A 21,926-nucleotide genomic window follows, 5' to 3' on the forward strand; every position below is an offset into this window, starting at 1 on the left:
GATCGCCTGCGACAGCATGATGACGCCGCTGCCGCCGATGTTGAAGGTGCCCGCCTTGCCGGCCATCACGGCCCGCTCCAAAGCACCCAGGGCGTCCTGCTCGTGCAGTAGCTGCAGCCGTGCGTCGCGGCCGAGCACCGTCGGAACCAGCGGCCCGGCCAGATACCGCGACAGCGTGGTCTCCATCGCCGGGCCGATCATGTTCGCCAACCGCAGAATCGTGACCGCGATATCGGGCCGACGCCGCCCGAGCCCGCGGGTGTAACCCTCGATGTCCAGGCTGTCTTTGGGAAAGCCCTCCCGGAACGGACGACGGCTGCTGCTGTCCTCGGTGAACATCACCGGATCGTGCGGGCTGGACCCGTAAACCTCAGACGTCGACTTGAGCACCACTCGACGCACCGACGGCGCCTTCTGGCAAGCCGCGAACAGCTGCATCGCGCCGAGCACGTTGATTTCCTTCAGTGCCGCCCCGCCGCCGGACCGCGGCGCAAACGACGCCGCGGCAGCATGCACCACCGTGTCGACGTCGCCGTTTCGAATCACCTTGGCGACAAAGGGGTTGCGGATGTCGGCGCGAACGAACTCGGCGCGGCCCATCCGACGCAGCATGTCCTTGCTGGGCGCAACCGCATCCACTGCGATGACCCGGTTGATCAACGGGTTTTGCGCCAGCCTGGCGGTCAGATAGCCGCCCAAAAACCGACAGGCACCGGTGACCAGCACGACCTTCGGGTAATGCACGGAATCGCTGCTGTCGCCGCCAGTGCCACTTGGGTGCTCGCCCGACGAATCCACGTTGCTAGCCTAACGGCGTCCTAGCCGACCGGCTACGCGGGCGAGCCGCGGCGGTCGTTGCGAGAGCTACTTTCCGAGTTTTCTGCGCTGCACCCGGGTACGGCGAAGCAGCTTGCGGTGCTTCTTCTTCGACATCCGTTTGCGCCGCTTCTTGATTACTGAACCCATAACTCCGCTATCTGTGTGGCGGCCCGAGTCCGCCGTGGCCGGGCATGTGCAATAACCCGCACACTCTACCCAACAGGGCGGGCCCCACGAAAAAGCGCCGGCGGCGCCTGGATGCGAGCAAGTCCGCCGCGAGACGTAAGCCACTGCGACGCCCACCGGCGTGTCCTCGGGGAGGTTTAGGTGTCGCGGCCCCCCAACCACCCGGCCTCAGCCGGCGTCGAAGTAGGAGCTCTCCAGCATGTCGTGCACGGCCTTCGCGTGCACCCGGAAGGAGCGCCCCACCCGGACTGCGGGTAGCTCACCGTTGTGAACCAGCCGGTAGACGGTCATTTTGCTGACCCGCATCAGTGCTGCCACTTCGGCCACAGTCAGGAATTGCGTCCGGGGCGGCTGGCCGTCTACTGAACCAGCGTCTCGTCCTGATTTACCGCCAGCTGAATCCCGTGCCGATGGCCCGTTCATAGACGTCATCGCAACCCAATCAGTCAGGCATCTGCAGTTCCAGCGGCTTCCCCTCCGCTGGCACCAACAGGTGCATACCAAGAGGAGAATAGCGGGACTAGTGGGGTTACTGCGACGGGTGAGGGCAAATAAATAAAATTCTATAAATTACTCTGATGTAATTCTTAGCTGCTCAGAGCGGGTTTTTGCGGCCCGCACCGCCTCGCCGACGGCCGCCCGCAAACCGCGGCCCTCCAGTTCCCGCAGCGCAGCCGCGGTCGTGCCGCCGGGCGAGGTAACAATCGCACGCAGCCGCGCCGCGGTGGTGTCCAGCGAGAGGTCGGACGCCTTCTCGCCGGGCGCTCCGCGGTCCTGTTCCATTCGGTCCAGCAACATCGCCGCGGACCCGGCCATCGTCTGGGCAACCAGCTCGGTGGACACCGAGCGGCTCAACCCGACGCCCACGGCGGCGTCCACCAACGCCTCGACCATCAGGAAGAAGTACGCCGGCCCGGAACCGGAGACGGCCGTCACCGCGTCGAGGTGTTCCTCGGGGACCGTCAGCACGGCGCCGACCGAGTCCAACAGCGCGGCGACCTCTTTGAGCTGCTCCTGGGTCGCAAACCGGCCCTTGGCCATCGCGCTGATCCCGGCGCCGACCAGGGCCGGCGCGTTCGGCATCACTCGCACCACTGGCGTGCCGGCGGGCAGCTTGGATTCCAGGTAGGTCGTGGTGACGCCCGCCGCGACCGAGATCAATACCTGGTCAGGGGCGTCGTCGCTGGACTCGGCCGCAAGCTGGGTGATCTCGGCGACCACCGAAGAGACGTCGGAAGGTTTCACCGCGATGATCACAAACGTCGCGTTTTCCACCGCATCGCGCACCGACGTCACGAGCACCGAATACGTGTCCGCGAGGTATCGCGCGCGGTCGGGCATCTGCTCGGCTACCGCAAGGTCTTTGACTTGGCGCCCGGCCCGCAGCAAGCCCGATAGCAGGGCTTCGCCGATACTGCCCCCGCCGACGATTGCGATTCTCGCCATGCCGCACAGCATGGCAGACCGCGATGGCTTTCGGGCGTAGCGGGTGTTACGGGTAGCTAACGTGCCGCGGGCACCATCGCCAACTGGCGGGCCTGCACCACGATGCGGCCCTCGCAGTCGACCACGGTGTGGTCTTCGTCGAACCAGTCCTGCCCGATCTGCATGCAGGTGCACACCACCCGCAACCAGCCGTCCGCCGGCAGCGCGCGCAGGTAGGCGGTGAGCTGCACGGTCGGCGCCCAGCCGGTGCGGTTCACCGCGAAAGTCACCGGCGCCGACACGTCTCCGCACATCAACGCGAACAGCACGTCGGGCGCCAGACCGCGCGGCCGCACCCACATCTGGATCACCGGCGGCCGGCCGTCGGTGGGGCCCAGCGTCGAGACCAGCGGCCGCACATCGCAGCCCTCGGCCAGATGCACCAGCCCGGCCATCGGGTGGCCGGGACCGATCGGCGCGACGTCGTCAGGCGGCTCCGGGTCCATCAGCCCCACCACCGGATTGGCCGACAGCAGCGGCGGCGCGTGGTGCTCCGGCTCGCCGAGGGTGACCACCGCGTGCACTGCGGCGCGTTCACCTTGGACGAGCTCCACGTCAACCACGCTGATCCGCCGGCCGCGCTTGCGGATCGACGTCACCATCTGCATCGGACCAGGGTCGGGGGCCCACAAGAAGCTGCCCGAGACCGCGACCGGTTGAATGCCCGGGTGCCCGCCGTTGGCCGTGCGCGCCGCGTTGGCGCACAACGCCAGCATCGCCCCGCCATGCACCTTGGGCCCGATGGTCCAGTGCTTGTTCAACTCGCCGGCAAAGAGGCCGGGTTCGACCTCGCGCAAAGCCATCGCGTTGCTGAATGACGCGGACATGAACTTGTGAGACTTCCTTCGGGCGTCAGCGCAGCAGGTGCGTGCGGGCGAATTGCAGCGACTCGGCCAACATAGCCTCGCGCTCGTGGGCTGAGCGCGCCGAGGAGGTGGACACCTCCAACACGACGTGGCCGGCGAAATCGCCGGCGGCCAGCATCTCGCACACCTCGACCACCGGCTGGTTACCGCGGCCCGGCGCCAGATGCTCGTCGGCGGGCATCCCGGTGCCGTCGCACAGGTGCAAGTGCACCAGACCCGAACCCATCCGTTGCGCCATGTCCACCGCGTCGGTGCCCGCCGTCGCGGTGTGCGACAGGTCCAGCGTGTAGTGCGCGTGGTTGCCGTCCAGCGGGTCGTAGGACGGCGCGAACGCCGATATCCCCGGCCCAGGCCCGCCGCCACGCCTGCGTATCCGCTCCTTCAGCTGCTCAGCCCTAAAGAACCGGTCGGCTCTGAACGGGAACATGTTTTCCACGGCCACCAGCACATCGCTTGATGCCTCCAGGCTGGCGACTTGCTCGGAGAACCCGTCGGCGTAACGCCGTTGCCAGCGGAACGGCGGATGCACGACGACGGTTTGGGCGCCAAGTTTTTCGGCGGCGCGCACGCTGCGTTCCAGCTTGGAAATCGGGTTAGCGCCCCACACCCGCTGCGAAATCAGCAGGCACGGCGCATGCACCGACAACACCGGCATCCGGTAGCGCCGGGAGAGTTTCTGGACGGCGTTGATGTCCTGGCTGACCGATTCGCCCCACACCATCAGCTCGACGCCGTCGTAGCCGAGCTTGGCCGCGTACTCGAAAGCGGCCTCGGTCCTCATCGGGTAGACCGAGGCCGTCGACAGACCGACCTTGATAGCTGGGCGCACGCGGGTTTCGCTGGGCGCCTAGCCGGATTGCAACAACGCTAACGGCCCCAGTGTGACCAGCGCCCCCACTGCCACCGCGATCAGCGTGCTGCCGATGTCCTCGGTTTTGCGGACCACCCGCACACCCACCACCAGGCCCAGGATGACGAGCACCGAGAGCACCAGCGCCACGATGTTGTTCCACCGCCACAGTTGGTCGAACGCGATGAACAGCCCGGCACCGAATCCGACAGCCAGAATCGACTGCAGCACAACCATTCCGCCGGCCCGCATGGTTTCGGTTCGGGACCACGGACGAGCATCGACGTCCACGTCGTGGAAGTCGTCGGCGAGGTCCTCGGGGTAGTCCTCCTCGTCGGCGACGTCGGCGACATCCCGATAGGCCGCGTCCGGACGCGATTCGACGCCGTCCGCGACGCTCTTCCCGCGCGACCGGCCGGCGAACGAACGCAGGTACGAGCGCACATAGGCGGAGTCTTCGCCGCCGAGTTCGGGGTCCCGCACGTCGGTATCCATCACGTCGACCGACATTCCGGCGTAGTCCTCCAGCGGGTCGGGGTTCATCCCCTCGGCGCCCGAGCGCTCTGCCAGCTGGTCTTCCGCGCCGCCGGAACGGCTGGCGTCGACGCGGACGTTGTTGCGCGACGGCAGCGGGTACGGGCTGCGCTCGGGGCGCGATTCACGCGAATCGGGCCGTGATTCACGGGGGCGAGGCGGCGGCGATTCCGGCCAGCGCGGCTCGGGTTCAGACCAATAGCGAGACTTCTCCGCGGGCTCGTCGGAAACCACCTCAGCGAGCCGAGCAGACCCGTTGGCGCGGGGGGCACGGGCCTCCGGAGCCGGTTGGCTGGCCGTTTCGGGTTCGATGTCGTCGTCGATCACCGGAATTTCGCCGGTCAGCTCGGCGACGGTGACCGCGTCGGCGTTGCCGCGGCGACGCCGACGGCGGTTGGGAACCGGGGCGCCGATCGTGCCGTTCTTGGCCAGCAACTCGGCAACCGAGATGGGTCGTGTATTCGAGCTGTCGTGTGGTCCGGTCATGTCTTGTCGCCATTCCGCTTAACTCGCTGGCTTTTAGCATCCCGCACGGAAGTCTCGACGAGGGCGGTTCCGTCAGCTTCGCTGTCGAGTTTGCGCAAGATGAGACCTTCTCGTAGCGCCCACGGACAAATGTCCACTGTTTCGATCGACAGCGCTCGCATACTCGCCTCTGCGACCAAAGCGCCCGCCACGATTTGCGGCGCTCGCTCGGCGCTCACTCCTTCCAGTTCCGCACGGTCAGCGGTCGTCATCCTAGATATGAAAGATATGAGTTGTCTGAGGCTGTTCGCGGTGAGTGTGCGCTTGACCCGGGGCCCGGCGGCCGACGGCGCCGCACCGGCCAGTCGGGCCAGTGAACGGAAGGTCTTCGACGTTGCTACCGCGAGATCGGGGCCACCGGCCTCCAGCATTTTGGCGCTGGCTTCGCCCAGTTCGGAGTCCAGCCAGTCGCGCAGCATCGCCACCCGGCGCCGGCCGGGCGGATCGTCTTTGAGCCATTCGCGGGTCAGCCGTCCGGCACCCAGCGGCAGCGACAACGCGACTTCGGGTTCCTCGTCGACGCCGTTGGACAACTCCAGCGAGCCGCCGCCGATGTCGAGGTTGATGATCCGGCCCGCGCTCCAGCCATACCAGCGACGCACCGCGAGGAAGGTCAGCCGCGACTCGTCGACACCTCGCAGCACTTGCAGCTCGACACCGGTCTCTTTACGCACCCGGGACAGCACATCCTCGGAGTTCTTGGCGTCGCGGACCGCGGAGGTGGCGAACGCCATCAGTTCGGCGCAGCCCGAGCTGTCCGCGATCTTTTCGAACTCGTCGATGGTTTCGATCAGCTCGTCGGCGCCGCGCCGGGTAAGTTTGCCGGAGCTGTCGATCGACTCGGCCAACCGCAGTGTCGCCTTGGTTGAGCTCATCGGCGTCGGATGTCCGCCGCGGCGGGCATCCACCACGAGCAGATTGACCGTGTTGCTGCCGACGTCGAGTACTCCTAATCGCACGAAACACAACCTTACGGCTGAGGCGCGGCATGGTTCGTTTGGACTACCGTGAAAGCCGTGGCAAATTCACAGCCAAATCATCCCGGCGAAGTCGAATTGGACTTTGCGCGCGAATGGGTCGAGTTCTACGACCCGGACAATCCCGAGCATCTGATCGCCGCGGACCTAACCTGGCTGCTGTCTCGCTGGACCTGCGTGTTCGGCACTCCGGCCTGCCAGGGCACCGTGGAGGGACGTCCGGACGACGGGTGTTGCTCGCACGGGGCATTTTTGTCCGACGACGACGACCGGGCCCGGTTGGACGACGCTGTGTCGAAACTCACCGACGAGGACTGGCAGTTCCGCGACAAGGGCTTGAGCCGGAGGGGCTACCTCGAACGCGACGAGCACGAGGGCGAGAAGGCTTGGCGCACCCGCAAACACAAGGGCGCGTGCATCTTCTTGAACCGCCCCGAGTTCGAAGGCGGGCCGGGATGCGCGCTGCACAGCAAAGCACTGAAGCTCGGCGTGGCACCGCTGACGATGAAACCCGACGTCTGCTGGCAGCTGCCCATCCGTCGCAGCCAGGAATGGGTGACCCGCCCGGACGGCTCCGAGATCCTCAAGACCTGGGTCACCGAGTACGACCGCCGCGGCTGGGGTGCCGGCGGTGCCGATCTGCACTGGTATTGCAGCGGTGACCCGGCCGCGCACGTCGGCGCCCAGCAAGTGTGGGAGAGCCTAGCGGACGAACTCACCGAGTTGCTCGGTGAGAAGGCCTACGCCGAGCTGGCCGCAATGTGCAAGCGGCGCAGCGCATTAGGGCTTGTCGCCGTCCACCCGGCAACGCGGGCTGCCGAGTAACGTCCCCGTTGAGCTGGCATCCGTCGCCCGCCGCACCACGTTGGCGCGGGCAGCCCGGGCGTCTGGAGGTCTGGTACGCGACCCTGTCCGACCCGGTGACACGGGCCGGTCTATGGGTTCACTACGAGATGGTGTCCCCGACCGCGACAGCGACCCGCGATCCCTATGCGCACGGTTGGGCGAGCTGGTTTCCGCCCGACGGGCCACCGCACACCGAACGCTTCGGACCGGAGCCCGTCAGACCGGCCACCGGATCGGCCTGGCTCACGGTTGGCGACGCTCGAATCGCGTTGGAAGAGTTGGCCGGACGAGCCGGGTCGCTGACATGGGACCTGAGCTGGAAGGACAGCGGTGCGCCGCTGTGGACCTTCCCGCGGCCGCTGTGGGAACGCGAACTGCTGCCCGGTGCGCAGGTGGTTGTCGCTCCGACCGCGCAGTTCGCCGGCTCGCTGCGCATCGGCGGCACCACCCACCGGGTCGACGGGTGGCGCGGCGCGGTGGCCCACATCTACGGGCACGGAAACGCCAACCGTTGGGGTTGGATCCACGCCGACCTCGGCGACGGCGACGTGCTGGAGGTGGTGACCGCGGTGTCACGCAAAGCCGGTCTGCGCAGGCTTGCGCCGATGGCGTTCATTCGATTCCGTATCGACGGAAAGGATTGGCCCGCAAGCGTTTTACCGTCGGTGCGGATGCGGACCACATTGGGCCTGCGACACTGGCAGCTCGACGGCCGTATCGGCGGTCGCAGGGTGCGCATCCGCGTCGACCAGCCCGCCGAGCGGTGCGTAAGCCTGGGCTACACCGATCCCGACGGCGCCGCCGCGGTGTGCACCAACAGCGAGCAGGCCGACATTTACGTCGAGGTCGGCGACCGCCGCTGGTCGGTGATCGGCACCGGCCACGCCGAGGTCGGCTTGCGAGACGCCGAGTAGCGTCAGCTCTCCAGTTTGTAGCCCAACCCGCGCACCGTCACCAGATGTATCGGATTGGCCGGGTCCGCTTCGATTTTCGACCGCAGCCGCTTGACGTGCACGTCGAGCGTCTTGGTGTCGCCGACATAGTCGGCGCCCCACACCCGATCAATCAGCTGGCCACGGGTCAGCACCCGTCCGCTGTTGCGCATCAGATACTCCAACAGGTCGAACTCCTTGAGCGGCAACGTGATCGGCTCCCCGTTGACCGAGACGACGTGGCGCTCGACGTCCATTCGCACCGGACCTGATTCCAGCACGCCGTCAGTGATCTCCGAGTCGTCGTCGCCGTGGCGGCGTAGCACCGCCCGGATCCGGGCGATCAGCTCACGCGCCGAATACGGCTTGGTCACATAGTCATCCGCACCCAGCTCCAGGCCGACGACTTTGTCGATCTCGCTGTCGCGCGCGGTCACCATGATCACCGGCACGCTGGACCGGGATCGCAGCTGCTTGCACACGTCGGTGCCGGACATGCCGGGCAGCATCAGGTCGAGCAGCACGATATCGGCGCCGGCACGGTCGAACTCGGCCAGCGCCGACGGACCGTCGGTCACCACGGTGGCCTCGAAGCCCTCCTTGCGTAGCAGAAACGCCAGCGGATCAGCCAGCGATTCTTCGTCCTCCACAATCAGGACACTGGTCACGAGCGCAACTCCTCAATCAGCGGACCGGTCATCGGTGTAGTTCTTCCTCTCGTTGGGGCTCTCGTTGGGGCATCTTGGGCCGGATTTCGCGCTCGGGCGGTTGGTCGGGTTGTTCGCACGCGGCGTCGTAGGCCGGGATGGACAGGGTGAACGTCGACCCGGTTCCCAGCTGGCTCCACAAGCCGATCGTGCCGTTGTGGTTGGCGGCGACGTGCTTGACGATGGCTAGACCGAGCCCGGTGCCGCCGGTGGCCCGCGAGCGCGCCTTATCGGCGCGGAAGAACCGCTCGAAGACCCGCTCCTGGTCTTTGCGGTCGATTCCGATGCCGCGGTCGGTGACGGCAATCTCGATGTTGTCGCCGCGGCGACGGCGGCTGATCGACACGAGCGAGCCGCGCGGCGAATACGCGATCGCGTTGGACACCAGGTTGGCCAGCGCGGTGACCAACAGCGCCTGTTCGCCGTGCATCTTCAAGCCGCTCGGCTCGTCGGTGCACACCGTGATATCAGCGTTGTCCGCAGGGACTTTGTGGCGTGAAATCGCTTCGGACACAACGGTATCGACGTCGACGGCACCCATGTCCGGCAACCGTTCAGCACCCTGTAGCCGGGACAGCTCGATCAGCTCGCTGACCATGGCCCCCAGCCGGGTGGCCTCGACAAGCACCTTCTCGCCGAACCGCCGCACCGTCTCCGGGTCGTCCGCGGAGGCCAGCAAGGCCTCGGCGAGCACCGACATGGCGCCGACGGGGGTCTTGAGCTCATGGCTGACGTTGGCCACGAAGTCACGTCTGGTGGCCTCCATCCGGGCGTATTCCGAGTGGTCGTAGACAAACACCACGGCGAACCGGCGGTCCTGCTCACTGAGCAACCGCACCTGCCCGTGCACCGACACGCCTGATCGTCCGGGGACCGACCGCTTGCCTTTGCCCGGCAGCAGGTCGAACTCAACATCTGCGCCGTCGGCCAGGGTCTGGCGCGCCGCTTTCCAGGCCTGGTCGTCGAGCTGACGCTCACGCACCAGGCCGAGCTCGCGGGCCCGGCCGTTGTGATAGACGACGTCGCGGTGACGGTCCACGACGGCAGTGCCCAGCGGCATCAGCGCAACGATGCGCTCCAGCATCTGCGCGACGGTGATGCCGGCCGCTTCGACGGCCACTCGATGGCGTCGCTCCAGCGTGCGCGGCGCCAGCCGCGCCCCCACCGTGGCACCTACGACCAATGCCACGAGAACCAACACCCCGGCCAGTGACAGGGCCGAGAACACAGTCACATAAAAATCCTACAAATCCGGTGAACGCCAACCCAGCAGCGCAAGGCCAAAATCGGACATGTCACACGCTACGAGACAGGTGTTCTATGGCAGTTCACCTCACGTTAGCCCTTTTGCCTGCAAAAAGGGTTTAACGGCCACCTTGGCTGGCCACCGCGGCCGCGCCGGCGGCCGCGGCTTCGGGATCCAGATAGCTGCCGCCGACGACCGTCGGGCGCATATCAGCGTCCAAGTCATAGCGCAGCGGAATGCCGGTGGGGATGTTCAGGCTCACGACTTCCTCGTCTGACATGCCATCGAGGTACTTCACCAAGGCGCGCAGCGAGTTGCCATGAGCGGCGATCAGGACCGTCTTGCCGACCCGCAGATCCGGCACGATCACGTCGGTGAAGTACGGCAAGAACCGGACAACCACGTCGGCCAGGCATTCGGTCAGCGGCCCGCCACCGATGTCGGCGTAGCGCGGATCGGTGTCCTGGCTGTACCGGCTGCCCTCCTCGATCGGCGGCGGCGGGGTGTCATAGCTGCGCCGCCACGCCATGAACTGCTCCTCGCCGTAGCGGTCCTTGATCTCGGCCTTGTTGAGCCCCTGCAGTGAGCCGTAGTGCCGTTCGTTGAGCCGCCAGCTGCGCCGTACCGGGATCCACAGCCGATCGGCGGTGTCCAGCGCCAGGTGCGCGGTGGTGATGGCTCGACGCAGCAGCGAGGTGTACACCACGTCCGGCAGCAGGTTGTGCTCGGCGATCAGCTGGCCGCTGCGCACAGCCTCGCCGCGGCCCTTGTCGGTTAGGTCGACGTCGACCCAGCCGGTGAACTGATTGCTCGCATTCCATTCGCTCTCGCCGTGGCGGAGCAGCACCAGCGTGGCTACCGCGTTCCCCATGGCCGCCAGTCTCTCACGGGGGGCGTGCGCCGGCAGCCGGCTAATCGTCGTCATCAATCAAATGGGCGAACGCCTGCAGGTTTTTCAGCGACTCACCGCGCGAAACCCGCCACTCCCATTCCTTCTGGATCGACGACCGAAAACCCAATTCCAGCAACGTATTAAAGTCAGCATCTACTGCTTCGAGCACCTGCCCGAGCACCCGGTCGATCTCGGCGGCGTCCACCGATGCCAACGACATTCGGCCCACCAGGTAGATGTCGCCAACGTTGTCCAGCGTGTAGGCCACGCCGTAGAGGCGGCGGTTGCGTTTGAGCAGGAATCGGTAGACGCCCTCGTGGTTCTCGTCGGGCTTGCGACAGACAAACGCTTCGATGCGCACCGAGTGCTCGCCGATGCTCAGGATGGTGTTGGTCTTGAGCTTGCGCTCGCCGGGCAACTCCACGATCACGCCCGGCAACCCGCCGTGCGCCCCGGGATGCCGGGAATACGTGAGGTCGCTGGCGTCCAGCGTGTCCTCGATCACCTGCTGGACGTGGGTCACCGGCGCCGCCCCGCGGTCGTCCGCGCGGTTCATTGGCGCCACTCCTCGATCCCGGCTTCGCCGGCATCATCGTCGCCGGCGCGGGTCACGCCCACGCCTCCCTGCGCGACGGCCGTCGACGGGCCTGACTACCCCGGCGCGCCGATGCCAGATTCCGCACTGAGCGACGAGCGGTGAAGTCGCCGATCGCGCGCCGGTAGCTGGCCAACAGTGCGTCGACGGTGCTGTCCCAGGAGAACGTGGCGGCGTGCTCGACGGCCGAGCGACGCATCGCCCGGGCCTGCGGCCCGCCGCCGAGCCGCAACAGCTGTTCGATGGCGAGCGCCCACGGTTCGACGTCGTGACCGGACACCAGCGTGCCGCTGACCCCGCCACGCACCGCGACCGGCAGCCCACCGACCGCGGCGGCCACCACCGGTGTCCCGCAGGCCTGCGCCTCGAGGGCCACCAGACCGAAGGATTCCGAATAGCTGGGCACCGCCACCAGGTCGACCGCCTGGAACAGCCGGGCCAGATCTTCGCGCGACTGCGGGGGCAGGAACGTCACCCGCGCAGTGATGCCCAGTTCATCGGCGAGCCGAACAAGCCCGTCCGGCGTCGCCTGCCCGCTGCCCGACGGCCCACCGGCGACGACGATGTGCACCCGCGGCAGTTTGGCTGCCGCGCGTAGCAACACGTCGGGCCCCTTCAACGGTTGAATGCGCCCGACGAACGCCACCACATCGGCGTCCGGCGGTAACCCCAAGGCGGCCCGGGCGGCGGCGCGATCGCCGGGACGAAACACGTCCAGGTCGACGCCGGGGTGGGCGACGTCGATCCGGGCCGGGTCGGCGTGGTGCAGCGAAACCAGCTGTCCGGCCTCGTCTTCGGTGTTGGCAATCAACCGGTCGGCTTCGTCGACAACCTGCTGCTCGCCGACTGTGCGCAGCGGCGGCTCTGGTGTGTCACCGTCGGCCAGCGCCGCGTTCTTCACCGCGGCCAGCGTGTGCGCGGTATGCACCAGCGGCACCGACCAGCGGTCGCGGGCCAGCCAGCCAACCTGACCGGACAGCCAATAGTGCGAATGCACGATGTCGTAATAGCCGGGCTCATGGGCCGCTTCGGCACGCAGCACGCCGGCAGCGAACGCACACAGCTGAGTGGGCAGGTCGTATTTGTCCAGGCCTTCGAACGGCCCGGCGACCACATTGCGCACCAACACACCAGGTGCCACCCGCACGGTCGGCGGATCCGTGGACGCGGTGGCACGGGTGAAGATCTCCACCTCCACGCCCCGGCGAGCGAGATGCAGCGCGCTCTGCAGCACGTAAACGTTCATCCCGCCGGCGTCCCCGATACCGGGCTGGGCCAGCGGCGATGTGTGCACCGCCAGCACCGCAACGCGACGTGGATCGGTCAGCTCGGAGGTGTCCAGCCGAGAAAAGTCACTGTGGCCCACCTTGTCATCTTTGCAGGACCGCTCGGGCGCGCTCCGGAGACGCAGGTCAGGCCGACGTCTCGGTGACAGCTTCCAGCTCGACTACCGGCGGCCGGGCGCGGCGCATGGCAGCCAGCGGATCGGCATACAGGCCGGCCAGCGACACGATGCCGGCACCGGCCTCTTGCACCCGGTTGCCGAACGCGGTGACCCGAATGTCGCGGCGCGGCAACACCGAACGAGCCGCGAACGCCGCCTCCACGTGTTCCATGCCTTCCGGATACTCGGTGAACGCCTGCCCGCCGACCACCAGGTCGTCGGGGTTGAGCAGATCGCGCAGCAAGGCGACTGCTTCACCGAGCACCCTGGCCCGCTCGGCAAGCAGATCTTTGGCTTGCTGATTGCCCTGTCGCGCCGCACGCAGCAGCTCGGTGATGGCCGACGGGGACCCGTCGTTCCGGGCCGCCACGATGCGCATCCGGCGTGCCGCGGCGAGCACCGCCTCGTCGCTGACGGTGGATTCCAACAGCCCGGAACCGCCGAGCAGCTCCGATTGTGCGGGCAGGTGGGCGATAGTGCCGGGTCCGCTGCCCGGACTGTGCACCCGCCCGCCGATTGACAGCGCGTAGCCCACCGTCTCGCGCGCATAGATGTAGAGGCTGGTTGTCGCGTTGGGCCCAAACCGCCGCATGCCGAGCAGCAGTTCGGCCGCGGCCATCGCGTCGACGTGGGACGCCACCGAAACCGGCAGACCCAGCGCCTCGGCAAATACCGTTCCGACCGGTGCATCCCGCCAGCCCAGCCGGGCATGGTCGACGTGCCCGCTGGCGCCATCGACCGTGCCGCCGATTGCCACCCCGACCCACAGGGCGCGCCGCCGATGCCACCGCCTCAGGTACCGCCGGGCGCCGTCGGCCAACGAGGCCAACGCCGGCCCCTGCGCGCTGCGCGGTGTCGGGGTCTCGACGACGTCCAGGGTGCGGCCCAACAGGTCGGTGGCCACGATGCTGGTGGTTCGTGCCCCGATGTGGATGCCCAGCGTCAGGTACGGCTCGTGGTTGACCTCGACCGGTACTCGGGGACGCCCGATGGCGCCGGATACCGCCAGGTCGGCACGTTCCCGCAGAATGTCGGCGTCCAATAGGGCGGTGACTTGGCGGTTTACCGTCGCAATCGACAGCGACGTGGCTTTGGCGATGACGTCGCGACCTATGGGTCCGCGCAGCCGCACAGCCCGAAAGACCGATGCTGCGGCGACGTCGGACAGCTGCAGCAACGGTGCCACTACGCGGTGAGCTGGCCGGCGTCTTGCCGGCGCGGAATGACTATGAGTGGAGGTAAAAGTGGTTGAGCGCACGTTGGGTGTCCTTGTCCGAGTTCCGGTGGCGGGTCCTGGACCGCACCATCACGAGCGCTTCGGTTCGCTCAGGCGCGGCTAGCTGCGCGGCAACAACACGCACAGTCCGCGAACAGACACGCGGATGTGTAGCCGGACAAGGCACTGGTGTACACACGAGGAACTTAGCACGCTTATCAGAGTTATTAGAGTTATCCAGATGACGACCGATGACGCGCACGCGACCGCCACGGCTCAGCACAGCGGCGAGGAACGCGTCGCCGTTATCACCGGTGCCAGCGCCGGGATCGGCGAGGCGACCGCGAAAACCCTTGCCGCCCAAGGTTTTCACGTGGTGGCGGTGGCGCGCCGCGCCGACCGGATCGATGCGCTGGCCGCCGAAGTCGGTGGAACCGCGATTGTGGCCGACGTCACTGATGGCGCGGCGGTAGACGCATTGGCCGCGCAACTAACCCGAGTCGATGTGCTGGTCAATAACGCTGGCGGCGCCAAGGGTCTGGAGCCCGTGGCCGAAGCCGACGAGGAGCACTGGCGGTGGATGTGGGAGACCAACGTGCTGGGGACGTTGCGCGTCACCCGTGCGCTGCTGCCCAAATTGATCGACTCCGGCAACGGCCTGATCGTCACCATCACCTCGGTCGCAGCCATGGAGGTTTACGACGGCGGCGCGGGCTACACCGCGGCCAAACACGCCCAGGGCGCGCTGCACCGCACGCTGCGCGGCGAGCTGTTGGGAAAACCGGTGCGGCTCACCGAGATTGCCCCGGGAGCGGTCGAAACCGAGTTTTCGCTGGTCCGGTTCGGCGGTGATCAGCAACGTGCCGATGCCGTCTACGAGGGCATGACGCCGCTGGTGGCCGCCGACATTGCGGAGGTAATCGGCTTTGTGGCGTCCCGGCCGTCGTATGTCAACATCGACCAGATCATCATCCGGCCGCGCGATCAGGCAACCGCTAGCCGCCGGGTCGGCCGCTAGCTGAGGTCGTCGTCGTCGGAGTGCCCGACAACGTCGGCGCATCGCGCGGAGTGGCCGGGGCGCTGCGCGGTATCGACACCGGCGACGGCTTGGCCCCGCTGGCCGGCGGCAGCGCCGACATCCCCACCCAGGTGTCCCAGTCGATGGCCCAGTCCCAGATGTCGCCGTCGGAATAGGACAGCTCGATCGAGCTGCCGGTCACCTCGACCGGGTCGCCGTAGATCGCGCTGCTGAAGTACTGCTGGGCGTCGGACGTCGACAGGTTGATGCAGCCGTTGGTGACGTTGGTGTTGCCCTGCGCGCCGGAGCTGGCCGGGTTGGCGTGGATGAATTCGCCGTTGTTGGAAATCCGCACCGCCCAGCGCTCGTGGGCGTTGCTGTAGCCGGCGGCCGGATTGGACATGTAGAAGTCGGCGTACTTCTCGCTGACCACGTGGATGCCGTTGCGGGTGACGTTGCGGGGTTTATCGGCTTCGCCGTAGCTGCACGGGAAGTCCATGATGACGCCCTCGTCGCGGACCACTTGGATGCGGTGTGAGGACACTTCGGCTTTGACCACCTGGCGGCGACCGATGTCAAAGTTCAGGTTGAAGTCCTGCTTGCCGTAGGCGCCGTCGCCGAACGCCAGTCCGTAGAGCTTGGCGTCGACGCGGACCTTGGTGCCGGCCGGGTAGTACTCGCGGGTGCGCCAATGCACGCGGGCGCCTTGGGCTTCGTCGGGCAGCCAGGCCCAGCTGCCCTCGACCGCCGGCTCGGTGGTGACTTTCAGCGCCCGCTCGACAGCGGCCTTGTCGGTGATCGGCGCGTCGAACTGGATGATTATCGGCGCCGCGACCCCGACGGTTTGTCCGTCGTTGAGCTGGAACCCGCCGTCGATCACCTTGGTCGGGGCCACCGTGGTGAGCTTGCCCTTCACCGCGACAGCCTTGCCGTCGTGGCCCACCGCCGATCCGTTCCAGGTGTAGGTCGCGTCATAGCCGAGCGGTTCGGTGATGGTGTAGACGGTGCGGTCCCGGTTCAGGGCGCCCGTGATGACCTTGCCTGACGAGTTGGTCAACGCGACGTGCTGAAACCAGCCGTCGCGGACCTCGACGCTGATCGGGGCGGTCGGGACCACGTTGGTGGCCTTGTCGGCCGGCCGATACGTCAGGCTGGCCTGGGCCGGCGGCTTGGCCTGCTCTGATTGTTGTTTGCTCGACCCGCTGACGCAGGCGGCCAACACGTTAGGCGCGAAGATGCCGACCGCCAGGGTCGTCAAGGCCCGGCGCCGGTTGACCGGCGAGAGACCGCGCTCAGTGTTCACGACAACAAGATACCGGCGACAGTGCCCCCTCTAAGACCGCGCTCGCACGCGCGCGATCTACAACGAGCAGCCGACCAGCACCGGCTCGGGTGTAAGTGTGACGCCAAACACATCACGGACGCCGTCGCGGACCGTGCGCGCCAACGCCACCACGTCGGCGGCACTGGCTTCGCCGCGATTGGTCAAAGCAAGCGCATGCTTGGTGGACAGCCGGCAGCGCGCGGTTGAGACGTCCGGATAGCCCTTGCCGAAGCCGGCGTGCTCCACGAGCCAGCCGGCGGCGAGTTTGACCCCATCGGGTGCCGGATAGTTCGGCACTGGCTGGTCGGTATTGCTGGCCAGCTTCTGGTAAAACTCCGGTGGGACAACCGGATTGGTGAAGAACGAGCCCACGCTCCAGGTGTCGTGGTCTTCCGCGTCGAGCACCATGCCTTTCCGGGTACGCAACGCCAGCACGGCCTCGCGGACCGTGCTGGGATCCGCTCGCTCTCCGGCCGTCGCGTTTAGCGTCGCGACCAGTTCGCCGTAGCGCAGCGGCGCGCTGCGGCCCGAGGGGTCCAGCGCGAACTCCACCTCCAAAACGATGGCCGCGTCGGAGTGTTTGAGCACGCTGGTGCGATACCCGAATCCGAGTTCGCTGGGCGACGCCCAGCGCACCTCGCCGCTGCGCCGGTCCAGCAGCCGGATCCGGGTCAGGGTGTCGGCCACCTCGACGCCATAAGCGCCGACGTTCTGCACCGGGGTGGCCCCCGCCGAGCCGGGAATGCCCGACAGGCACTCCAGCCCGCCCAGGCCCGCGGCGATCGCTGCGACAACCACGTCGTCCCACACCGCCCCGGCCTCGGCCCGCACGATGTTGCCGTCGACGCTGATGTTGGCGGCGGCCAACCGCACCACTGTCAGCCCGGTCAGCGTCTCAGCGATGACCACATTCGAGCCCCCGGCCAACACCAGCAGCGGGTGGCAACCCTCGCCGTCGAGTTGGCGCAGCGTGGCGACCACTTGCTCGGTACTGGTGGCTGTGATGACGCGCGCCGCGACCGGACCGACTCGCAACGTGGTCAGCGGCGCCAGCGGCGCCGCCTCGTCGACGCGCGCGCCCCCGAAAGGTCTTCCGGCCACGGCACGTAACGGTAGCCTGACCTGCTATGCCGCGTTCGTTCGACATGTCCACCGACTATGCGGTCACCGTCGAAAAGGTTTTGCAGGCCTTCAGCGACGAGGAGTACTGGCTGGCTCGGCTCGCCGATTCGGGCGCCGACGACACCACGCTGGATTCGATGGAGGTCGGCGGTCCATCCGGAGATGACGGCAGCATCGATGTGATCACCACGCAGGTGCTGCGCAGCGATCGGCTGCCGGGCGTAATCACCCAGTTCCACCGCGGTGATCTGCGCATCCGTCGCGAGGAGAGATGGGAGCCCGTCACCAACGGTTGCGCGACCGCGACCGTGACCGGGTCGATCCTGGATGCGCCGGCGTCGTTGACCGGCACCGCGGTGCTGGAGCCGGTGCCAAAGTCCGGCGGTGCCCGGTTGAAGCTGCGGGCCACTGTGGAGGTGCGCATCCCGTTGGTCGGCGGCAAGTTGGAGAACTTCATCGGCAACCAACTGGTCGAGTTGCTGATCGCCGAGCAGCGTTTCACCACCACGTGGATCGGCGAAACCGCCTGTTGACGTTCAGCCTTCGGCGGCCTTGATACCGCCCTTGAGCAGTTCACCGATGACCCTCTTCAGCACCGGCGACAGCAGCCAATCAGCGCCGGGGATCTTGGGTGTCGACCGCAGGTGCCAGCTGACCTCGGTCCCCGAGCCTGCTTCGCGCAGCTCGACCGTGCCGACGTGATCTCGCACCGGCGCGCCAGAGAGCATCTTGTAGGCGTAGCGGGTCGGTCGCTGGTAGTCGATGATCTCCTCGACGATCGCAGGCCCGACCGCCTCGATGCGTCTAACCGCACCAACCCCGTTCGGTGCGGGGTCTCCCTCACGATCCAGCGTGCTGCGACGTACCGCCCACACGTAGTCCGCGATTGCGCGGTGATTAGTGAGGGCCTCGAACACCGTCTCGATCGGCGCGGCCGTGGTCTGCGTGAGAGTGAACTCGATCATGTCAAGGGATTCTGGCATCCATGGCGATCCCCCTGGGTATTCGGGGGCGACCCGCCGCGCCCGGCTTCGCCGCGCTTGCGATCGCCCCTAGGTATTCGGGGGCGACCCGCTGCGCCCGGCTACGCCGCGCTTGCGATCGCCCCTAGGCTGGCGGTCATGCGGATTGCGGTGGCGCAGATCCTGTCCGGCACCGAACCGGCGGACAACCTGCAGCTGGTGCGGGACTATGCCGTGCGGGCCGCCGATTCCGGTGCGCGGTTGGTGGTGTTCCCGGAAGCGACGATGTGCCGGTTCGGGGTACCGCTGGCGCCGATCGCCGAGCCGGTCGACGGCCCTTGGGCCGACGGGGTGCGCCGGATCGCCGCCGACGCGAACATCACCGTGGTCGTGGGCATGTTCAGCCCGGCCGACGACGGGCGGGTCTACAACACGCTGCTGGCGACTGGTGGGGGCACCAACGCGCACTACGACAAGATTCACCTCTACGACGCGTTCGGCTTCACCGAGTCGCACACCGTCGCGCCGGGTCGGGAGCCGGTGACGATCACGGTCGACGGGGTCGGGGTCGGCCTGACCACCTGCTATGACCTCCGTTTTCCCGAGCTCTTCACCACGTTGGCACGCCGCGGCGCCCAGCTGATCACCGTCAGCGCGTCGTGGGCGTCCGGCCGCGGCAAGCTGGAGCAGTGGACGCTGTTGGCCCGGGCCAGGGCGCTGGACTCCACCAGCTACATCGCCGCAGCCGGACAGGGCGATCCGGGTGAGCCGCTGGCCTCCACTGCACCGACCGGAGTGGGCGGCAGCCTCGTGGTTTCGCCGTTCGGTGACGTGGTGGCCTCGGCCGGAGCCGACCCGCAATTGCTGGTCACCGACATCGCCCTCGATCGGGTGACAAAGGCCCGCGAAACGATCGCCGTGCTGCGTAACCACTCAGCTTTCGCTCATGGGGATAAGGCAGAATCGCCCAGGTGACGAATCCGCAAGGACCGCCGCACCAGGACCCGTCGATGTGGGCTCGTCCCGGCAGCCAGAGTCCGCCTACCGAGCCGGCGCCGCAGGACGAGTCGCCAACCACGCAGGTGGCTGCGCATGAACCACCGGCCGAGCCGGCGCACCAGACCGTTCCGCCGACACTAGAATTCCCGGCCGACTCCCCCCACGAACAATGCCCGTCGCAGGACCCGACAACTCCCGTGAAAACCAAACGCCGCTTCCTCGGCGACCCGGTGTCGATCATTCTCGTTCTGGTCATCGTGGTGGCGTTGGCCATCGCCGGTCTGATCGGCGGCGAGCTGTATGCCCGCAACCGCGCCAACAATGTGGTGGCCGCGGCCACTGAATGCGTGGTGCAGGACCAGGCGAAGGTGTCATTCGGGCCCACCCCGTTCCTGTTGCAACATGTCACTGGCCAATATCGCGACATCTCCATCCGCACCGCTGGACACCAGATCCGTGATGCGAAAGGCATGACGGCAGACATCAACATCAACGACGTCGACCTGCACGGCAGCGGCGACTCAAAGGGCACCATCGGCGCGTTGGATGCCACCATCACCTGGACGTCGGACGGCATCAAGCAGACCCTGCAGAACGGTGTCCCGTTCGCCGGCGCGCTGATCAACAGCGTCAACACCGACACCAGTGCCGGCACCGTCGAACTCAACGGGGCAATGGGCCTGGGCAGTGTCACGGTCAAGCCGTCGGTCGCCGGCAGCGGGCTATCACTGCAGGTGGTCAAAGTGACCGCGATGGGCGCCACGCTGCCTCACGAGACGGCGCAATCGGCGCTGGACACCTTCACCTCCGGGCTCACCAAAGGCTATCCGCTCGGGATCCACGCCGACAGCGTGCATGTCACCAATGACGGTGTGGTGGCTCACTTTTCGACCCGCAACGCCTCCATCCCAGCCAGCCACACCGACCCGTGCTTCGCTCATGTTTAGGACCGACGGTCGCGGGTATAGGGCAGGCGCCATGATGCGGCGGTTTCGACGTCGCCCTGACGATGCGGAACAATCGCGCAGATGACGAACACCCGAGGACCATCAAGCGGCGACCCATCCGAGTGGGCGCGTCCGTCAAGTCCCGCCGGCCCCCCCAACCGGGGTGAACCGCCGCGCCGTCAGCCCCCCCAGCCGCCGTCCGAATCGCCGACCCGCCACATCCCCCAGCCAGGCCGTCCGCCGGACCCAACCGTCCGCGATGCCCCACGGCCCCAGCAGCCGGGGCCACCGCCAAACCAACCCCGCCCACCGCGACAACCGGGACCGCCGCCGCCGAACCAACCGAGTCCGCCGCAGAATCGGCCGGGTCCGCCACCGAACCAACCGGGTCCGCCGCAGAATCGACCGCCGCAACAGCCCGGTGTGCCACCCAATCCGCGGCCGCATCAGCCTGGTCCGCCGCCCCCGCACGAGAGCGCCGCCACCACCCGGATAACCACACCGTCGTCGTCATCCGACACGCCGGCGGAGACCAAGCGCGGCTTCTTCGCTAAGCGGACGCCGATCCTGTTGATCCTGGCGATCGTGGTGCTGCTGGTCCTAGCTGCCGCCATCGGCGCCGAGCTGTATACCCGCCATCTGGCGAGCAGCAAGGTGGCCAACGCAGTGCAGTGCGAGATCCAAGACAGCGCTACCGTTTCCTTCTCGCCGGCCCCGCCAGTGCTGTGGCAATACCTGACAGGCAACTACTCCGACATCTCCGTGCAGACCGCGGGCAATCAGGTGCGGTCGGCCAAGGGCATGAAGGTCAACCTGGACATCCGCAACATTAAACTGAGTAACAGCAACAACTCTCAGGGCACCATCGGTTCGATTAACGGCACTATCACCTGGTCTTCGGATGGCATCAAGCAGTCGATCCAGGACGCCATCCCGGTGCTGGGCAAATTTGTCACCGGCGATGTCAGCACCAACCCGGGTGACGGCACGGTCTCACTCAAGGGCACGCTCGACAGCGCCACCGTCAAGCCACAGATCGTCAACAACGGGCTGTCGCTGCAAGTGGTCAGCCTCAGCGCGTTGGGTTCGAAGATGTCAACGACCAGTGTGCAAAAGCACTTGGACGATCTGACCTCGAAAGCGACCCAGAACTATCCCCTCGGCATCCATGCCGACAGCGTGAAGGTCACCAGCACCGGGATTGAGGCCACGTTCTCGACCAGTAACGCCACCATCCCCGCCAGCAGCAGCGGCGGCAGCAGCAGCAGCCAGGATCCCTGCTTCGCTTAGACCGGCTCTAGGCCGTCAAGCACAGCCCGGGTGCCGGACAGCCCGAGCCGGGTGGCGCCCGCGTCAAGCATCGCCAGAGCATCGGCGGCAGTGCGGATCCCACCGCTGGCCTTGACCCCCAGCCGTCCGCCGACGGCGTCGGCC

24 protein-coding genes and 1 pseudogene are annotated in these 21,926 nt (G+C 67.1%); 7 read left to right on the forward strand and 18 right to left on the reverse strand.

Annotation, left to right across the window (positions count from 1 at the left end):
* From WBF82_RS04455 to WBF82_RS04490, 8 genes are all read right to left on the reverse strand, one after another.
* Positions 1–798 (reverse strand): NAD-dependent epimerase/dehydratase family protein (locus WBF82_RS04455; RefSeq protein ID WP_424381892.1); only part of this gene is annotated, 798 nt, incomplete at its 3' end.
* 66 nt (positions 799–864) lie between these two features.
* Positions 865–966 (reverse strand): 30S ribosomal protein bS22, encoded by a 102-nt coding sequence (locus WBF82_RS04460; RefSeq protein ID WP_003402602.1) that lies wholly within the window; start codon positions 964–966, stop codon positions 865–867.
* Between the two features lie 207 nt (positions 967–1,173).
* The gene (locus WBF82_RS04465; RefSeq protein ID WP_424079294.1) at positions 1,174–1,437 is read right to left on the reverse strand and encodes a helix-turn-helix domain-containing protein; all 264 of its coding nucleotides are present in this window, start codon (positions 1,435–1,437) and stop codon (positions 1,174–1,176) included.
* A gap of 138 nt (positions 1,438–1,575) precedes the next feature.
* The gene (gene proC, locus WBF82_RS04470; RefSeq protein WP_424381893.1) at positions 1,576–2,451 is read right to left on the reverse strand and encodes a pyrroline-5-carboxylate reductase; all 876 of its coding nucleotides are present in this window, start codon (positions 2,449–2,451) and stop codon (positions 1,576–1,578) included.
* 56 nt (positions 2,452–2,507) lie between these two features.
* The gene (locus WBF82_RS04475) at positions 2,508–3,317 is read right to left on the reverse strand and encodes a thioesterase family protein (RefSeq protein ID WP_424381894.1); all 810 of its coding nucleotides are present in this window, start codon (positions 3,315–3,317) and stop codon (positions 2,508–2,510) included.
* Between the two features lie 25 nt (positions 3,318–3,342).
* Positions 3,343–4,185 carry a sugar phosphate isomerase/epimerase family protein gene (locus WBF82_RS04480; RefSeq protein ID WP_424381895.1) on the reverse strand — a complete coding sequence of 281 codons (843 nt, stop codon included), beginning with the start codon at positions 4,183–4,185 and terminating at the stop codon, positions 3,343–3,345.
* Between the two features lie 18 nt (positions 4,186–4,203).
* Complete coding sequence (locus WBF82_RS04485) at positions 4,204–5,226, reverse strand: hypothetical protein (RefSeq protein ID WP_424381896.1); 1,023 nt, start codon at positions 5,224–5,226, stop codon at positions 4,204–4,206.
* On the reverse strand, positions 5,223–6,224 hold the full coding sequence (locus WBF82_RS04490; protein ID WP_424381897.1) for a hypothetical protein: 1,002 nt from the start codon (positions 6,222–6,224) through the stop codon (positions 5,223–5,225). The genes WBF82_RS04485 and WBF82_RS04490 overlap by 4 nt, the downstream gene beginning before the upstream one ends.
* A gap of 48 nt (positions 6,225–6,272) precedes the next feature.
* Here WBF82_RS04490 and WBF82_RS04495 point away from each other — a divergent pair, with 48 nt between their 5' ends.
* Both WBF82_RS04495 and WBF82_RS04500 read left to right on the forward strand, forming a co-directional pair.
* Positions 6,273–7,067 carry a hypothetical protein gene (locus tag WBF82_RS04495; protein ID WP_424381898.1) on the forward strand — a complete coding sequence of 265 codons (795 nt, stop codon included), beginning with the start codon at positions 6,273–6,275 and terminating at the stop codon, positions 7,065–7,067.
* Between the two features lie 95 nt (positions 7,068–7,162).
* A complete protein-coding gene (locus tag WBF82_RS04500) occupies positions 7,163–8,002 on the forward strand; it encodes a hypothetical protein (protein WP_424381899.1) in 840 nt (279 codons plus the stop codon).
* Positions 8,003–8,004: 2 nt separating this feature from the next.
* Here the strand turns inward: WBF82_RS04500 and regX are convergent, their stop codons facing one another.
* From regX to WBF82_RS04530, 6 genes are all read right to left on the reverse strand, one after another.
* Positions 8,005–8,688 carry a two-component sensory transduction protein RegX gene (gene regX / locus WBF82_RS04505; RefSeq protein ID WP_424381900.1) on the reverse strand — a complete coding sequence of 228 codons (684 nt, stop codon included), beginning with the start codon at positions 8,686–8,688 and terminating at the stop codon, positions 8,005–8,007.
* 28 nt (positions 8,689–8,716) lie between these two features.
* Entirely contained in the window at positions 8,717–9,961 is a 1,245-nt protein-coding gene (locus tag WBF82_RS04510) for a sensor histidine kinase (protein WP_424381901.1), read from the reverse strand.
* A gap of 130 nt (positions 9,962–10,091) precedes the next feature.
* On the reverse strand, positions 10,092–10,844 hold the full coding sequence (locus tag WBF82_RS04515) for a phosphoglyceromutase (RefSeq protein WP_424381902.1): 753 nt from the start codon (positions 10,842–10,844) through the stop codon (positions 10,092–10,094).
* A 40-nt stretch (positions 10,845–10,884) separates the two neighbouring features.
* A complete protein-coding gene (locus WBF82_RS04520; protein WP_424381903.1) occupies positions 10,885–11,421 on the reverse strand; it encodes a YbjN domain-containing protein in 537 nt (178 codons plus the stop codon).
* A gap of 52 nt (positions 11,422–11,473) precedes the next feature.
* The gene (mshA, locus tag WBF82_RS04525; protein WP_424381904.1) at positions 11,474–12,826 is read right to left on the reverse strand and encodes a D-inositol-3-phosphate glycosyltransferase; all 1,353 of its coding nucleotides are present in this window, start codon (positions 12,824–12,826) and stop codon (positions 11,474–11,476) included.
* A gap of 46 nt (positions 12,827–12,872) precedes the next feature.
* The gene (locus tag WBF82_RS04530) at positions 12,873–14,162 is read right to left on the reverse strand and encodes an ROK family protein (protein ID WP_424381905.1); all 1,290 of its coding nucleotides are present in this window, start codon (positions 14,160–14,162) and stop codon (positions 12,873–12,875) included.
* 199 nt (positions 14,163–14,361) lie between these two features.
* On the opposite strand from WBF82_RS04530, the gene WBF82_RS04535 reads away from it, so the two are divergent.
* Complete coding sequence (locus WBF82_RS04535) at positions 14,362–15,138, forward strand: SDR family NAD(P)-dependent oxidoreductase (RefSeq protein WP_424381906.1); 777 nt, start codon at positions 14,362–14,364, stop codon at positions 15,136–15,138.
* Here WBF82_RS04535 and WBF82_RS04540 read toward each other — a convergent pair.
* Entirely contained in the window at positions 15,116–16,441 is a 1,326-nt protein-coding gene (locus tag WBF82_RS04540) for a L,D-transpeptidase (RefSeq protein ID WP_424381907.1), read from the reverse strand. The genes WBF82_RS04535 and WBF82_RS04540 overlap by 23 nt on opposite strands.
* Before the next feature lie 57 nt (positions 16,442–16,498).
* Complete coding sequence (locus tag WBF82_RS04545) at positions 16,499–17,563, reverse strand: UDP-N-acetylmuramate dehydrogenase (protein ID WP_424381908.1); 1,065 nt, start codon at positions 17,561–17,563, stop codon at positions 16,499–16,501.
* A 26-nt stretch (positions 17,564–17,589) separates the two neighbouring features.
* Here WBF82_RS04545 and WBF82_RS04550 point away from each other — a divergent pair, with 26 nt between their 5' ends.
* A complete protein-coding gene (locus WBF82_RS04550; protein ID WP_424381909.1) occupies positions 17,590–18,117 on the forward strand; it encodes a DUF2505 domain-containing protein in 528 nt (175 codons plus the stop codon).
* A gap of 3 nt (positions 18,118–18,120) precedes the next feature.
* Here WBF82_RS04550 and WBF82_RS04555 read toward each other — a convergent pair whose 3' ends face one another.
* Positions 18,121–18,549, reverse strand: a complete 429-nt coding sequence (locus WBF82_RS04555) for an SRPBCC family protein (protein WP_424381910.1) — start codon at positions 18,547–18,549, stop codon at positions 18,121–18,123.
* Between the two features lie 156 nt (positions 18,550–18,705).
* Here WBF82_RS04555 and WBF82_RS04560 point away from each other — a divergent pair, with 156 nt between their 5' ends.
* The 3 genes from WBF82_RS04560 (at position 18,706) to WBF82_RS04570 (ending at position 21,782) form a co-directional block, all read left to right on the forward strand.
* Positions 18,706–19,521, forward strand: a complete 816-nt coding sequence (locus tag WBF82_RS04560; RefSeq protein WP_424381911.1) for a carbon-nitrogen hydrolase family protein — start codon at positions 18,706–18,708, stop codon at positions 19,519–19,521.
* Positions 19,518–20,492 (forward strand): LmeA family phospholipid-binding protein, encoded by a 975-nt coding sequence (locus tag WBF82_RS04565; RefSeq protein WP_424381912.1) that lies wholly within the window; start codon positions 19,518–19,520, stop codon positions 20,490–20,492. Before WBF82_RS04560 ends, WBF82_RS04565 begins: the two co-directional genes overlap by 4 nt.
* Before the next feature lie 585 nt (positions 20,493–21,077).
* Positions 21,078–21,782, forward strand: a complete 705-nt coding sequence (locus WBF82_RS04570; protein WP_424381913.1) for a DUF2993 domain-containing protein — start codon at positions 21,078–21,080, stop codon at positions 21,780–21,782.
* On the opposite strand, the pseudogene WBF82_RS04575 reads toward WBF82_RS04570, so the two are convergent.
* Positions 21,779–21,926: pseudogene (locus WBF82_RS04575) on the reverse strand (2-deoxyribose-5-phosphate aldolase); the annotation flags it as partial. The gene WBF82_RS04570 and the pseudogene WBF82_RS04575 overlap by 4 nt on opposite strands.

Origin of the sequence: Mycobacterium sp. (assembly GCF_049673265.1) — a bacterium.
In the GTDB taxonomy this organism is placed as follows: Bacteria; Actinomycetota; Actinomycetes; order Mycobacteriales; family Mycobacteriaceae; genus Mycobacterium.

Coding starts and splice junctions, on each gene's coding strand:
- WBF82_RS04460 (WP_003402602.1), bottom strand. CDS start 966: ATGGGTTCAGTAATCAAGAAGCGGCGCAAACGGATGTCGAAGAAGAAG.
- WBF82_RS04465 (WP_424079294.1), bottom strand. CDS start 1,437: ATGACGTCTATGAACGGGCCATCGGCACGGGATTCAGCTGGCGGTAAA.
- proC (WP_424381893.1), bottom strand. CDS start 2,451: ATGGCGAGAATCGCAATCGTCGGCGGGGGCAGTATCGGCGAAGCCCTG.
- WBF82_RS04475 (WP_424381894.1), bottom strand. CDS start 3,317: ATGTCCGCGTCATTCAGCAACGCGATGGCTTTGCGCGAGGTCGAACCC.
- WBF82_RS04485 (WP_424381896.1), bottom strand. CDS start 5,226: ATGACCGGACCACACGACAGCTCGAATACACGACCCATCTCGGTTGCC.
- WBF82_RS04515 (WP_424381902.1), bottom strand. CDS start 10,844: ATGGGGAACGCGGTAGCCACGCTGGTGCTGCTCCGCCACGGCGAGAGC.
- WBF82_RS04520 (WP_424381903.1), bottom strand. CDS start 11,421: ATGAACCGCGCGGACGACCGCGGGGCGGCGCCGGTGACCCACGTCCAG.
- WBF82_RS04535 (WP_424381906.1), top strand. CDS start 14,362: ATGACGACCGATGACGCGCACGCGACCGCCACGGCTCAGCACAGCGGC.
- WBF82_RS04550 (WP_424381909.1), top strand. CDS start 17,590: ATGCCGCGTTCGTTCGACATGTCCACCGACTATGCGGTCACCGTCGAA.
- WBF82_RS04555 (WP_424381910.1), bottom strand. CDS start 18,549: ATGATCGAGTTCACTCTCACGCAGACCACGGCCGCGCCGATCGAGACG.
- WBF82_RS04560 (WP_424381911.1), top strand. CDS start 18,706: ATGCGGATTGCGGTGGCGCAGATCCTGTCCGGCACCGAACCGGCGGAC.